Here is a 14,331-nt window from a genome sequence, read left to right on the forward strand (position 1 = left end):
TCGCTACACCCTGACCGCTGTGGGCTTGAGAACGAGGCCCTGGGGACGGACGACGAGCACAAGGATGAGGATGAGGAAGGCGGCGCCGTCCCTCAGACCGGACGAGACGTAGCCGGCCACATAGGCCTCGATCATGCCGAGCAGGAGAGCCCCGACGATCGCGGCACGGAAGGAGACGAAGCCGCCCAGGACGGCGGCGACGAAGCCCTTGAGACCGAGCAGCACGCCACCTGACCAGAGGGAGAGGTAGATCGGGGAGGCCACCACGCCGGCGACACCCCCGACGAAACCCGCAATCGCGAAGGCCAGTATCGACGCGGTGACCGGGGAGATCCCCACGATGCGCGCCGCAACGGGCTGCTCCGCGCACGCCCGCAGCGCCTTGCCCCAGCGCGACTTCTCGTAGAAGAGCACGATTCCGCCGCCGACGATGACGAGGGCGCCGATCATCCAGAACTCCTGAGAACGGATGCTCACCCCGCCGATCAGGACGTTGGTCCCCGGGAACAGGGGCACCCCCTTGGCCTCGGGCCCCCAGGCCAGCAGCATGATCGCCTGCAGCAGGGTCGAGACGCCGAGGGTCAGGATGATGGAGGTGAGCGGGGTCAGCTTCTTCACCCGGGCGATGATCAGCCGTTCCATCGCGATGGCCACGAGGGTCACCGTGAGGATGGCGACCAGGACCCCGAGGAGGAGCGGCATACCGGCCGCGACGAGCCAGGCGCTCCCCAGTCCGGCCAGCATCGCGAACTCGCCCTGGGCGATGTTGATGACGTGGCGGACCGTGTAGACGGCGATCAGGCCGACGGCGAGCAGGGCGTACACAGATCCCTGTGAGAGCCCCGCCACCGTCAGCTGCAGGAAATCAGTGAGCACGATCAGTCCTTGAGAAGGTTCCAGCGACCATCCTCGGCCTCGGCCAGGATGAGGGCGGAAGCGTCGAGACCCGAGTGGTTCTCCGGGGTCATCGCGAAGACGCCGGAGACTCCGGTGAATTCGGCCTGTTCGAGCTCGTCGCGCAGAGCAGCCGCATCGGTGCCGGCCGCCTCGATCGCGTTGACGGCGATGTGCCATGCGTCGAACGCGTGGCCGGCGAAACCGGACGGCTGCTCGCCGTACGCCTCGTTGTAGTCCGCCTTGAACTGCTCGATGACCTCGCGCTGGGAGTTGTCGGCAGCCAGCTGGTCGGCGACGAGGAGGCGGCCCATCGGTGCGACGACACCGTTGGCGGCCTCGCCGGCGGCGTCGAAGAACGCCTGGTTGGAGATGCCGTGCGAGTGGTAGACCGGCTTGTTCACGCTGAGCTGCACGTATGCCTTCTGGGCCAGGCCGGCGGAGGGGTTGATGCCCCAGATGATGACGGCGTCGGCGTCGGAGCCGCGCACATTGGTCATCTGCGGGGTGAAGTCGGTCGCGCTCGGCTCGAAGGCCTCCGTCATCACGAGGGTGATGCCGCGCTCGGCGCCGAGCTCCGTGATGTACTCCGCAACCCCTTCGCCGAAGCCGGTCGCGTCACGCACGAGGGCCAGCTTGGTGTACCCCTTGGCCTCGGCGTCGTCGAGGATGCGCTCGAGCACGACCACGTCGTTCTGCGCGGTCTTGAAGACCCACTCCGAGCCCTCCACGATGGCCACGTTGGCCGCGACGGAGATCATCGGGATTTTCGCGGCTTCCGCGATGGGGCGCATGGCCAGGCTGGGCCCGGTGCGGGACGCGCCGATGATGAGATCGACCTGGTCGCTCTCGATCAGCTTGCTGGTGGCCTTGGCCGCGCCGTCCTCGGTCGACTGGTTGTCGATGATGGTCAGCTCGACGTCGCGGCCGTCGATGCCGCCGTCGGCGTTGAGCTGCTTGGCGAGCATGGTGAGCGTGTTCTGCTCCGGCACGCCCAGGCTGGCGCCGACTCCGGTGACGTCGAGGACCGCACCGATCTTGATCGGGCCGGCCTCCGCGGCGGGGTCGGCGTCGGCCGTTCCCCCCAGGTTCGAGGTGCTGCATCCGGCCAGCGCAAGGGCTGTGACGACGGCAATCGGCGCGATGAAACGCAGACGAGACTTCTTCATTGGAATCTCCTATAAGGGGGCAGATAAATAGTGACCGACTGGTCGTTCACTAATTCAGGTGTGGCCCGACAGTACCGTGGCATCCGCGCCAGAGGCAAGGCCCTCGAGGTGCACCGAAGGTCACGAGTGGGTGACGGTGTGTGGCGGTGCGTGCGGTGAACGGATGCCGGCCGTCAGCCGGTCGGTCAGTCCAGCGCGAGCATCCCGGCCGCGGCGAGGGCGAGGGCGAGGCCCAGCCACTGCACCGGCGCGATCCGTTCCCGGAGCACCACGGCGGCCAGGAGGATCGTCCCGGCCGGGTACATGGCCGTGAGCACGCTCATCACGCTGAGGTCGCCGGCGCGCATGCCCAGCAGCAGCAGCACGTTCGCCACGACGTCGATCACGCCACAGGCCACAGCCAGCCGCAACCCGATGGCGAGCGTGGAGCGTGTCGCCGGGGCGGCATCCGTCGCCGAGTCAAAGGAGCTGGTCACGGGCCCGGCCGCCACCAGCACCCGGCGGCGGCGCAGAGCGACCAGGGCGAGCAGCCCGACCACGGAGAACATGATCGCCGCATTCACCGCGCGGTTCATCACGAGCGGCACGAGGCCGCTGTCCTCCGGGGTCAGGTCGATCATGACCATGAAGGCGCCGATCATCGTGCCGGAGCCGACGGCCATCAGCACGCCGAGCAGGCTCGGCCGCACGGCGCCGCGCTCGGGCACGAAACCCACGAGCACCACCGCCACGAGGGCCAGGCCCAGCGCCCAGTAGCCGATCGGGGCGAGCCGGTCGCCGCCGGAGATCCCCACCGTCATCGGCACGACCGCCGACACCACGGCCGTGAGCGGCGAGAGGATGCTCATCGGCCCGATCGCGAGGCAGGCGTAGAGCAGAGAGATCGCGATCGCGCCGCTGATCCCCGACAACGCACCCCACAGCACGGCCGATTGCGACCAGACCCCCGCCACGAACGGGAGGGCAGTCAGCAGGGCGACGAGCCCGGATGCCGCGGCCACGGCCGTCACGAGCAGGGAACTCATCCGCTTCGCGGCGAGCCCGCCGAGGAAGTCGGCGCTGCCGAAGATGAGTGCGCCGGTGAGGCCGAGGACCGCGGTAAGCATAGAAGTCGAGCCTACCGAGTGCACCATCCCCCTTCCCTCCCCTTCCGCGAGAGCAGGTGAATCGTCGCTTTCACACCTCAAACCGACGATTCACCCGCTCTCGCGAACGGATGCCGCGGGCGCGGCCCTGTCGGGGGGCCCGGGTAGAGTTGCCGGGTGAGTTGGAACGCCGAAATACCGTGGGATCCTGACGAGTTCGAACCACCCGACGAATTCGACGCCCCGCCGCCGCCCGACGGCTATGCCGGCGGAGCCACGGCGTGGGAGCCCGCTCCGGCGGGCTCGGCAGGCTCGGCAGGCCGCACCGGTCCAGGCGCAGGCGCATCAGCACTGCGCGTGCCCGCGACTCCGCCCCGCCGTGCCACCGCGAAGTTCGCGACCGCCGGCGATGCCCTGCGCACGGTCTTCGGCTACGACTCCTTCCGCGGAGAACAGTCCGCCATCATCGACCAGGTCATCGGCGGCCACGACGCGGTCGTCCTGATGCCCACCGGCGGCGGTAAGAGCCTCTGCTACCAGATCCCCTCGCTCGTGCGGGAGGGCACCGGCATCGTCATCTCCCCGCTGATCGCCCTGATGCAAGACCAGGTCGACGCGCTCACCGCCGTGGGCGTACGCGCCGCGTTCCTCAACTCCAGCCAGGACTCCGCCGCCCGCGGCCAGGTCGAACGCGATTACCTCGCCGGCAACCTCGATCTGCTCTACGTGGCCCCCGAGCGGCTCTCCTCCGAGGCCACCAAACGCTTCCTCGACCGCGGCACCATCTCCCTGTTCGCCATCGACGAGGCCCACTGCGTGTCGCAGTGGGGGCACGACTTCCGGCCCGACTACCTGGCCCTGTCCGAGCTGGCCGACCGCTGGCCCGACGTGCCCCGCATCGCACTGACCGCCACGGCCACCGACGCGACCCACAAAGAAATCACCACCCGGCTGCAGCTGGGCGACGCCCGGCACTTCGTCGCCAGTTTCGACCGGCCCAACATCCAGTACCGCATCGTCGGCAAGGCCGAGCCGCGCAAGCAGCTGCTGGCCTTCATCAAGGCCGAGCACCCGACGGATGCCGGCATCGTCTACGCCCTCAGCCGCAAGACCGTCGAGGCGACCGCCGACTTCCTGCGCCAGAACGGGCTGAACGCACTGCCCTACCACGCGGGCCTCGACCAGGGTCTGCGCGCCCGCACCCAGGCCCGGTTCCTCCGCGAGGAGGGCGTCATCATCGTCGCCACGATCGCGTTCGGCATGGGCATCGACAAACCGGATGTGCGCTTCGTCGCCCACATCGACCTGCCCAAGTCCGTCGAGGGCTACTACCAGGAGACCGGCCGCGCCGGCCGCGACGGCCTGCCCTCCACCGGCTGGCTCACCTACGGCCTGCAGGACGTCGTGCAGCAGCGCCGCATGATCGACGAATCGCCCGGCGACCTCGGGCACCGGCGCAAGCTCTCCGCCCACCTCGACGCCATGCTCGCGCTCTGCGAGACCGTCAGCTGCCGCCGGGTCAACCTGTTGCGCTACTTCGGCCAGTCGAGCGAGCCCTGCGGCAACTGCGATACCTGCCTGGAGCCCCCGGTCGGCTGGGACGGCACCGTCCCCGCCCAAAAACTGCTCTCCACGGTGGTGCGCTTGCTGCGCGAGCGCAATCAGCGTTTCGGTGCCGGCCAGCTCATCGACATCCTGCGCGGCAAGGTCACCCCGCGCACCACCCAGCACAGCCACGACCAGCTGGCCACCTGGGGCATCGGCGCCGACCTCAGCGACCAGCAGTGGCGGGGCGTCGTGCGGCAGCTGCTGGCCCAGGGCTTCCTGGCCACCTCCGGCGAGTACGGCACCCTGGTGCTGACGGATGCCGCCGCGGAGGTTCTCGCGGGCCGCCGTACCGTCGAGCTCCGTACCGAGCCCGAACGCGCCGCCCGCCCCGCGGCCGGGGCCCGGAAGAGCGCCGCGAAGGCCGCCGCTGCCGACCTCAGCCCCGAGCAGGGGACCCTGTTCGAGGCCCTCCGGGTCTGGCGCTCCGCCCAGTCCAAGGAGCAGGGCGTGCCGGCCTACATCATCTTCGGCGATGCGACCCTCCTGGCCATCGCCGCGACGAAGCCGGCCAGCCTGGCCGACCTCGACGGCATTTCCGGCGTCGGCGCCAAGAAGCTCGACGCCTACGGCGCCGCCCTGCTCGAGGTCGTCGCCGCCGGAGCCTGACGGACGCCCGGTCCCGTCATCGGCCCCGAGCGTCGGTATCTCGCAGCATTCCCCGGCATCCCGCGGGACCGGGTAGAACAGACTCATGGACTGGACCGAGTTTTTCGACACGCAAACCGGCCGTCCCCCACGTTCGGTGCTGACCCGCGCCCTGGAACACCGCGCCCTGGAACACCGTGCCCTGGAACACCGCGCTCTCGAAATTGCCACCGGCGCACCGCCCGCTCCGCCCGCACCGCCCGCTCCGCCGGCGATGGCGATCGACCTGGGCTGTGGTGAGGGCGCCGAGACCCGGCACCTGCTCACTGCCGGGTGGACCGTGCACGCGGTCGACGCCGACCCGGGCTCCGAGGCCAGGGTCAGGGAGGGCCTCGGCCCCGAGGAGCAGGCCCGACTGACCTTCCACCGGGCCCGCTTCGAGGAACTCCCCGAGCTGCCGCCCGCAGACCTCGTCTACGCGGGGTTCTCTCTGCCGTTCTGCGACCCCGCGGCGTTCCCCGATCTGTGGGCGCGCATCCGGGGGACGCTGCAGCCCGGCGCCTGGTTCGCCGGCGAGTTCTTCGGCCCCCACGACGACTGGGCCGGCCGCGCAGACATGAACTTCCACGATCGCGGCCAGGTCGACGCGCTCCTGGCCGGTCTGCACGTCGTCGGCCTCGTCGAAGACGACCGGCCCGGCCGGTCCGCGTTCGGCCCCCGGCACTGGCATCTCTTCCACGTCATCGCCCACACCCCTGCGCCCCGGCAGGACGAACGCCCCGTTTGTGGGTAACGGTGCAGCCAGAGGTGTAACGGCTGTGGAAACCTACAAAACGGATGCCGGGCCGCGCATGCTTTGTTGTAGGCCCGTCACGCACCATTTCCGCGCTCCGCACCCGCAACCTAACGTGTAAGAAAATTCGAGTTCGCGCGAAGACGAAGGACCAATGATGGTTGACACTGCCCAGCGCTCCAACAGCAAAAAACCCGCCCGCACCCCGGTCACGACCCCTGCCGCCACGCCGCCTGTGGCCCCCGGCGTCGACACCGGACCGGTCATGATCGCCGGCGAGGCCGGCGCCCCCCGGCTCGACATCGAGTCACTGCACCGGCGCCTTCTCGGCACCTGGGCCGACGTGCGCCTGCGTGCCCGTGAGCTCACGGCCCAGCCCGAGCTGCAGCGCATCGAAGGCCAGTCCATGGCCGAGCACCGCGAACGTGTGCTGGGTCAGCTGCGCATCCTCGCCGACAACGGGCACGTGCACCGCGCGTTCCCGGCGCACCTCGGCGGCGCCGACGACCACGGCGGCAACATCGCCGGGTTCGAGGAACTCGTCACGGCCGACCCCAGCCTGCAGATCAAGGCCGGCGTGCAGTGGGGTCTGTTCGGCGCGGCGGTGCTGCACCTCGGCACGAAGACGCACCACGACGCCTACCTGCCGGGCATCATGTCCATGCAGGTTCCAGGCGTCTTCGCGATGACCGAGACCGGCCACGGCTCGGATGTCGCGGCCATCGGCACCACCGCCACCTACGACCCTGCCACCCAGGAATTCGTCATCGACACCCCGTTCCGCGCGGCATGGAAGGACTACCTCGGCAACGCCGCGAAAGACGGCATCGCCGCCGTGCTCTTCGCCCAGCTGATCACCGCGGGCGTCAATCACGGTGTGCACGCCTTCTGGGTGCCGATCCGTGACGAGTCCGGGGACTTCCTGCCCGGCATCGGCGGCGAGGACGACGGACTGAAGGGCGGCCTCAACGGCATCGACAACGGCCGGCTCCACTTCGACGGCGTGCGCATCCCCCGCGAGAACCTGCTCAACCGGTACGGCGACGTCGCCGAGGACGGCACCTACGCCAGCCCGATCTCCAGCCCCGGTCGCCGCTTCTTCACCATGCTCGGCACCCTCGTGCAAGGCCGTGTCTCGCTCGACGGCGCCGCCACCCAGGCCTCGGCGATGGCGCTCACGATCGCCATCACGTACGGAAGCCAGCGCCGCCAGTTCAACGCCGGCAGCGCCACCGACGAGGAGGTCATCCTCGACTACCAGCGCCACCAGCGCCGGCTGTTGCCACGCCTGGCCACGACCTACGCGCACACGTTCGCCCACGACGAGTTCCTGGTCAAGTTCGACCAGGTCTTCAGCGGCCAGGCCGACACGGATGCCGACCGGCAAGACCTCGAAACCCTCGCCGCCGCCCTCAAGCCGCTCTCGACCTGGCACGCGCTCGACACCCTGCAGGAGGCCCGCGAGGCCTGCGGCGGCGCCGGGTTCCTCGCCGAGAACCGGCTGGTCGGCCTCCGCGCCGACCTGGACGTCTTCGCCACCTTCGAGGGCGACAACAACGTGCTCCTGCAACTCGTCGCGAAGCGCCTGCTCACCGACTACAGCCGCAAGTTCGCCTCGGCCGGCCCGGGCGTGCTCGCCCGCTACGTCGTGCAGCAGGCTGCGGGCCGCGCCTACCACGGCTCCGGCCTCCGCACCCTGGGCCAGGCGGTGGCCGACTTCGGCTCCACCGCTCGCTCGGTGGGGCACCTGCGCGACACCGCGGTGCAGCGGGAGCTGCTCACCGACCGGGTCGAGACAATGATCGCCGAAATCGCGGTCAAGCTCCGTTCGGCCGGCAAGCTGCCGCCGAAGGAAGCCGCCGCCCTCTTCAACGCGAACCAGAACCAGCTGATCGAGGCGGCCCGGTCGCACGGGGAGTTGCTGCAGTGGGAGGCGTTCACCCGGGCGGTCGAGACCACCGAGGACGTCGGCACGAAGCAGGTCCTGACCTGGCTGCGCGACCTGTTCGGGCTCGGGCTGCTGGAAAAGCACCTGGCCTGGTACCTGATCCACGGGCGTATGTCGGCGCAGCGGGCGCAGTCGGTCACGGCCTACATCGACCGCATCATCACCCGGCTCCGCCCGCACGCTCTCGACCTGGTCGACGCCTTCGGCTACAGCCAGGACCACCTCCGGTCGGCGATCGCCAGCGGCGCCGAACAGGAGCGCCAGAACGAGGCCAGGGACTACTACCGCACCCAGCGCGCCAACGGCACCGCTCCCCGCGCCGAGAAGTCCGCCGCCAGGAAGTAGCCCCGCAACCGGTCCCCGGGCGAAAGTCACCCGGGGACCCGTTCCGGTCGCCTGTCAGCCCCGCCGGACCCACCCGATTCCTCGCCGGTGCACCCGGCGCATAGGCTCGGAGGTATGCGCACCTTCTACCCCGAGATCGAACCCTACGAAACCGGACTCCTCGAGGTCGGTGACGGGCAGACCCTCTACTGGGAGGCATCCGGAAACCCCGACGGCAAGCCGGCCGTCTACCTGCACGGGGGACCGGGCGGCGGGTCGAGCCCCAAGCAGCGCCGGGTCTTCGACCCGGAGAAGTACCGCATCATCCTCTTCGACCAGCGCGGCTGCGGCCAGAGCACGCCGCACGCGAGCGCGGCGGATGCCGACCTCAGCACGAACACGACCTGGCACCTCGTCGCCGACCTCGAAAAACTGCGCGAGCACCTCGGCATCGATCGCTGGCTGGTCTGCGGCGGCTCCTGGGGCAGCACCCTCAGCCTCGCGTATGCCGAGACACACCCGGACCGGGTCACCGAACTCGTGCTGCGGGGCATCTTCACGCTGCGCCCGATGGAACTCGACTGGTTCTACGAGGGTGGCGCCGCGGCGATCTACCCGGACCTCTGGGAGAGCTTCATCGCCCCGGTCCCGGTGGAGGAGCGTGGCCACCTGATCACGGCCTACCGGCGACTGCTGCACGACCCCGACCAGTATGTGCGTGAGCGGGCCGGCGTGGCCTGGTCCACCTGGGAGTCCTCGACCATCACCCTGCTGCAGCAGCCCGAACTGATCGAGCACTTCACCGAGCCGGCGTTCGCGGTGGCCTTCGCCCGGATCGAGAACCATTACTTCACCAATCTGGGCTGGTTCGAGCCGAACCAGCTGATCCGGGACGCGAACCGGCTGAAGGACATCCCCGGCGTCATCGTGCAGGGGCGCTACGACATGTGCACCCCCGCGTTCACCGCCTGGGACCTGCACCAGAACTGGCCCGAAGCCGACTTCCGGCTGATCCCGGATGCCGGTCACTCCTTCGACGAGCCCGGAAACCTGGACGCCATCATCGAAGCCACGGACCGCTTCGCCGGGTAGCGTCTTCACATGACATTCAACGACAACGCGAACATCGGCGCCGGACGGGTCAGCAAACGGGGCCGCAACACCGGGATCGCCGTGGGCGGCGGCGGTGTGGGCGTGATCGTCCTCTTCCTGGTCTCGCAGTTCCTGGGCGTCGACCTGAGCGGCCTGGCCGTCGGCGGCACGGAGCCGGCCGAGAGCGGTAGCGTGTCGAACCTGTCCGAGTGCCAGACCGGCGCCCAGGCGAATGACGACGTCGAGTGCCGGGTGAAGGGTGCCGCGGCGTCCCTCGACGTGTTCTGGGCCGAAGAGCTGCCCGCCCGCGGAACCGAATACCAGCAACCGCCGGTCGCGCTGTTCACCGACAGCGTCGGAACGGCCTGCGGCGCGGCCACCAGTGCAACCGGGCCGTTCTACTGCCCGCCGGATGCGAGCATCTATATTGACACCGCGTTCTTCGGTGACCTGCGCACCCGCTTCGGTTCCTCCGGCGGCCCGCTCGCCGAAATGTACGTGGTGGCGCACGAATGGGGCCACCACATCCAGAGTCTGGAAGGAACCCTCGCGGCCTCTCAGGACGGCCAGACCGGGGCCGGCTCCAACGCGGTGCGCGTCGAGTTGCAGGCCGACTGTTTCGCCGGTGCGTGGGCCGGCGCTGCCTCCGACACGCGCGACGCCGGGGGCGTGCCCTTCCTGAAGCCCATCACGGACGCGCAGATTCAGGATGCGCTCAGCGCGGCATCCGCGATCGGCGACGACCGCATTCAGTCGTCGATGCAGGGACGGGTGAACCCGGAGGCCTGGACCCACGGTTCCAGCGAGCAGCGCCAGCGGTGGTTCCAGACCGGGTTCACCGACGGGACCGGCAGCTGCGACACGTTCGCGCCGGCCGACGCGGAGCTGTAACCCGAGCCGGTCAGTTTCGCGTGAGTAGGCCGTCGCGTTCGGTGTACTCGTCGCCGGTGACCGGACACACGAAGCGGCCGTCGCCCTCGGCTCGCAGGGGCAGGCCGCTGCGCCCGACCCAGCCGGTGCGCCGGGCCGGTACGCCGACCACCTGGGCGTAGTCCGGGACATTCTCGGTGACGATCGCGCCGGCTGCCACCAAGGCCCAGCGCCCGATCGTGAGCGGGGCGATGCAGACAGCGTGGGCGCCGATCGTTGCCCCGGTGCGCACGGTCACCCCTACGAGGTCGCGGTCGTCAGTCGCCCGGGGCGTTCCGTCGGGATTCACGGCCCGAGGATGCGAGTTGTTGGTGAAGACCGCAGCGGCGCCGACAAAAACCCCGTCCTCCAGAAGGGACGGCTCGTAGATGACGGCGTACTCCTGGATCGTGCAGTGCCGGCCGACGACGACGCCGGGACCGATATAGGTGCCGCGGGCCAGAACGCACTCGGGGCCGAGCCGCGCGAATTCGCGAACCTGCACCAGTTGGCGGATCGTGCAGCCCTGGCCGATGACGGCGGTCGGGTCGATGATGGCGCTCGGGTCGATTGGGGCCGATGCGGCGACGTCCATCATGTGCCCTCGGGCGGCAGGCACGGAGTCCGGTGCTCCACGAGGGGGCGGAGGGGGCGACAGTGCAGAAGCATATTCACGGTGATTCCCTGCAGTTCGGGTTACAGGTCGGTGTGGTGCTCCGCGGCGGGTGCCGCGTATGCCGTTGCCGGGAATCGTCGCATGACATCTGCGAGAGATCTGACGTTTTCTCAGCGTGTGACAGGGCGGAACGTACCCGCGTTCGAGCGCGAGGTTCTAGCACCTTTTCGGGGGACAGCGCGACCCGGGAGCTGAGCGCGGGCGGGCCTGGTCCTGCTTCGGGCTCACAGATGCCGGTCCGGGGACAAAAAAAAGAAGGCCACCCCAGTAGAAGCCTGGGAGTGACCTTCAGTGGCCCCGACCGGCGTCGATCCGGTGACCTTTCGATTTTCAGTCGAACGCTCTACCAACTGAGCTACAGGGCCAGAAGCTACTTCGAGAAGATAGCTCCAAGGAAAAAAACCCTCTCTTTCGAAAGGGCTTGATGCCTGTGCGACCCTGACCGGACTTGAACCGGCGACCTCCGCCGTGACAGGGCGGCGCGCTAACCAACTGCGCTACAGGGCCTCGTAATGAGAACCAACTACGTTTTCACTTGTTCCAACTTGTGTTGCTTTTTTCGTACTTGTTCATTCTTGCACATCCCCGACCTGCAGGATGCGTAGCCCCAACGGGATTCGAACCCGTGTTAACGCCGTGAAAGGGCGCCGTCCTAGGCCGCTAAACGATGGGGCCAAGACGCCATAGACCTCATGGCTTCCGACGCATAAGCATACGGTCTACCGCCCGGTAAACCCAAATCGACGGCAGAAAGTGTGTCGGCCTGGGGTGTCGTGGGCGATAAGTCTGTGAATTTCCAAGGTTTCGCTTGACGGACGGCTAGATTCGAGGAGGGTGTTTTTGCCCTGTTGTTGTTATTGTGAACCGTTCTCAAGCAGTAACAGATGTGTGTCACGAGCCCGATCGGGGAGTAATGAAGCGCACGGCAGTTCCATTCAGCCGGGAAGCACGAGCAGGGCAGGGGGGCGACGGGTCCGCGCGCAGCAGGCCCGACCGTCGTCGCCGCGTCAGCATGGCGACCGGTTTCGTCGCTGCTCTCTCCCTCTTCGCCGCCCTCATCGGTCCGGCCGGTCCGGCTCAAGCCCTTGACTACCCCACCTGGCAAGACGTACAGAACGCCAAGTCCAACACTGCCTCCGCCTCCGCTCAGGTCGCCGAGATTCAGGGTCTGATCGCCGGCCTGCAAACCCAGGTTGCTCAGACCCGGGCCGAATCCGAGGCCCGCGGCGCGGAACTGCAAGCGGCTCAGGAGAAGTTCGACGAGGCCAGCCGGCGCGCCGCCGACCTCGAGGCGCAGGCCGCCGAGAGCGCCGCTGTTGCCGAAACCGCGACCCGCCAGGCCGGCCAGCTCGCCGCCCAGCTCTACCGCACCGGCGGCACCGACCTGAGCGTGAATCTCTTTCTCGATGGCGAGGGCAGCGGTGAAGACGCCGACGCGCTCCTGTCGAAGCTCGGCAGCATGAGCAAGCTCGTCGAGCGCAGCAGCGGCGTCTACGAGGAGGCGCAGACCGCCACCAACGTGGCCAAGTCGCTGGGTGATCAGGCCAAGGTCGCTCAGACCGAGCGCGAGAAGCTCCGCATCGCGGCCGAAGAAGCGCTCGTCGCCGCGCAGGCTGCCGCCCAGGCGGCAGCAGGTGCACTGGCCGAGTCCGAGGCGAAGAGCGTCGAGCTCGACGCCCAGCTGCGGTTCATGCAGGACGCGCAGGCCACGACGTCGGCCGGCTACGAGGCCGGCGTGATCGAGCGGGCGCGACTGGCCGCCATCGAGGCCGAGCGGGTGCGCGTCGAGCGCGCCGCGGCCAGTGCGCGGGCAGCAGCCGAGGCCAGCGCTCGGGCGGCCGCGGCCGCGGCCGCAGCCGCCTCGAGGCCGAGTAGCGGGGGAGGCTCGAGCAGCAGTTCCGGAAGTTCCAGCAGCTCCGGCGGCTCCGTCGGCGGAGGCGGCTGGGCGGTCCCGTCCGGCGGGCGCATCACCGACGGCTACGGACCGCGTGCGCAGATCTGCGGCCCCGACGGCTGCAGCAAGGGCTTCCACAGCGGCACCGACCTCGGCGCGGGCTGCGGCGCAGGAATCTACGCCGCCAGCAGTGGCACCGTCGTCTACGCGGGCACCTACGGCACCTATGGCAACTTCGTCCTGATCCAGCACGCCAACGGCGTCTCCACCGGGTACGCCCACATTCGCCCGGGCGGCATCTTCGTCTCCAACGGCCAAAGCGTCTCCGCGGGGCAGAATATCGCCAGCGCCGGTGAAACCGGAGCGGCCAGCGGCTGCCACCTCCACTTCGAGGTGCGCACCAACGGCAGCCAGATCAATCCGGCTCCGTTCATGTCGGACCGGGGAGCGCCCCTTGGCTAGGGACACCGAGCGACGGGGGTGGCGGAAGAAGCCCTCCCGCCTCTTCGCCGCGGTCGCCCTCGGGGCGGTCTCGGCATCCGTCGGCGTCGCGGCGCCGGCGGCGTTCGCCGAGCCCGGCTACCCCAGCTGGGACGACGTGGCGAAGGCCAAGCTCAGCGAGGCCACCAAGCAGGCCGAAATCGAATCGATCACCGAGCTGCTTCAGGGCCTTCAGATCTCGGCCACGGCGGCCACCAAGGCCTCCCTGATCGCGGCGGAGGCCTACCGGGTCGCACTAGACGACCTCGAAGCTGCCACGGCCCGCGAAGCGAGCCTGGCGACGCGGGCCCAGGCGGCGGATGCCCGAGCCGCGACCTCGAAGATGCGGGCCGGCCTGATCGCCGCCCACCTGGCGAAAAGCGGTGCCCAGGATCTGTCACTGAGCCTGTTCCTCAACGGCGACAGCGCGGATCAGTTGTTGGGACGGCTCGGCACCGCGAGCAAGCTGGGTGAGCAGTCCGACACGATCTACCGCGAAGCCCTGCAGGACAAGAACAACGCCGAGTCGCTCGGGGAGCAGGCGGCATCCGCCGCCGAGGAGCGCACCCGGCTCAGCACGGAATCGCTGACCATGTATGAGGCAGCGACCGTGGCCGCGCAGGCCGCCGAGACGGCCTACGAGACCGAGCAGCAGCGGTCCACTGAGCTGTTCGCTCAGCTGGCCCTGCTGAAGGACACCACGGTCGAGGCCGAACGCGCCTACCAGGCCGGTCAGGACGCCGAAGCGGCGGCCGCGGCCCTCACCCGGGCCGAGGCGGCGGCCGCCCAGCAGGCCGCTGCCGACGCGAAGGCGACCCCGGCCGGTAAGCCCGCCGCCGGCAGGAACACCCCCCGGCAGCAGGCAGCCCCGCCC

At 69.3% G+C, this 14,331-nt stretch carries 11 protein-coding genes and 3 tRNA genes; 7 read left to right on the forward strand and 7 right to left on the reverse strand.

The window, feature by feature from the left end; translation table 11 throughout:
* Positions 1-3: 3 nt before the first annotated feature.
* From E3T23_RS13550 to E3T23_RS13560, 3 genes are all read right to left on the reverse strand, one after another.
* The gene (locus tag E3T23_RS13550) at positions 4-876 is read right to left on the reverse strand and encodes a branched-chain amino acid ABC transporter permease (RefSeq protein WP_166806300.1); all 873 of its coding nucleotides are present in this window, start codon (positions 874-876) and stop codon (positions 4-6) included.
* A gap of 2 nt (positions 877-878) precedes the next feature.
* Positions 879-2,063 (reverse strand): ABC transporter substrate-binding protein, encoded by a 1,185-nt coding sequence (locus E3T23_RS13555; RefSeq protein WP_134371009.1) that lies wholly within the window; start codon positions 2,061-2,063, stop codon positions 879-881.
* Between the two features lie 185 nt (positions 2,064-2,248).
* A complete protein-coding gene (locus E3T23_RS13560; RefSeq protein WP_134371011.1) occupies positions 2,249-3,169 on the reverse strand; it encodes an EamA family transporter in 921 nt (306 codons plus the stop codon).
* 156 nt (positions 3,170-3,325) lie between these two features.
* Between E3T23_RS13560 and recQ the strand changes: the two genes are divergently transcribed.
* From recQ to ypfJ, 5 genes are all read left to right on the forward strand, one after another.
* Positions 3,326-5,362, forward strand: a complete 2,037-nt coding sequence (gene recQ, locus E3T23_RS13565; RefSeq protein ID WP_134371012.1) for a DNA helicase RecQ — start codon at positions 3,326-3,328, stop codon at positions 5,360-5,362.
* Between the two features lie 85 nt (positions 5,363-5,447).
* Positions 5,448-6,134, forward strand: coding sequence for a class I SAM-dependent methyltransferase (locus E3T23_RS13570; protein WP_241977951.1), 687 nt, complete (start codon positions 5,448-5,450; stop codon positions 6,132-6,134).
* Between the two features lie 157 nt (positions 6,135-6,291).
* Positions 6,292-8,427 carry an acyl-CoA dehydrogenase family protein gene (locus E3T23_RS13575; protein WP_134371013.1) on the forward strand — a complete coding sequence of 712 codons (2,136 nt, stop codon included), beginning with the start codon at positions 6,292-6,294 and terminating at the stop codon, positions 8,425-8,427.
* Positions 8,428-8,541: 114 nt separating this feature from the next.
* Positions 8,542-9,498 (forward strand): prolyl aminopeptidase, encoded by a 957-nt coding sequence (gene pip, locus E3T23_RS13580; protein WP_134371014.1) that lies wholly within the window; start codon positions 8,542-8,544, stop codon positions 9,496-9,498.
* 9 nt (positions 9,499-9,507) lie between these two features.
* On the forward strand, positions 9,508-10,389 hold the full coding sequence (ypfJ, locus tag E3T23_RS13585) for a KPN_02809 family neutral zinc metallopeptidase (protein ID WP_134371015.1): 882 nt from the start codon (positions 9,508-9,510) through the stop codon (positions 10,387-10,389).
* Positions 10,390-10,399: 10 nt separating this feature from the next.
* Here the strand turns inward: ypfJ and E3T23_RS13590 are convergent, their stop codons facing one another.
* From E3T23_RS13590 to E3T23_RS13605, 4 genes are all read right to left on the reverse strand, one after another.
* Positions 10,400-11,026, reverse strand: coding sequence for an acyltransferase (locus E3T23_RS13590; protein WP_338145454.1), 627 nt, complete (start codon positions 11,024-11,026; stop codon positions 10,400-10,402).
* Positions 11,027-11,375: 349 nt separating this feature from the next.
* A tRNA-Phe gene (locus tag E3T23_RS13595) sits at positions 11,376-11,448 on the reverse strand.
* Between the two features lie 68 nt (positions 11,449-11,516).
* Positions 11,517-11,590: transfer RNA gene (locus E3T23_RS13600), tRNA-Asp, on the reverse strand.
* A gap of 95 nt (positions 11,591-11,685) precedes the next feature.
* Positions 11,686-11,758: transfer RNA gene (locus tag E3T23_RS13605), tRNA-Glu, on the reverse strand.
* A 337-nt stretch (positions 11,759-12,095) separates the two neighbouring features.
* Here E3T23_RS13605 and E3T23_RS13610 point away from each other — a divergent pair.
* Both E3T23_RS13610 and E3T23_RS13615 read left to right on the forward strand, forming a co-directional pair.
* Positions 12,096-13,439 carry a M23 family metallopeptidase gene (locus E3T23_RS13610; protein WP_241977953.1) on the forward strand — a complete coding sequence of 448 codons (1,344 nt, stop codon included), beginning with the start codon at positions 12,096-12,098 and terminating at the stop codon, positions 13,437-13,439.
* Positions 13,432-14,331: NlpC/P60 family protein (locus tag E3T23_RS13615; protein ID WP_134371017.1), on the forward strand; the 900-nt coding region annotated here is incomplete at its 3' end. The genes E3T23_RS13610 and E3T23_RS13615, both read left to right, overlap by 8 nt.

This window comes from Cryobacterium cheniae (assembly GCF_004403395.1).
In the GTDB taxonomy this organism is placed as follows: domain Bacteria; phylum Actinomycetota; class Actinomycetes; order Actinomycetales; family Microbacteriaceae; genus Cryobacterium; species Cryobacterium cheniae.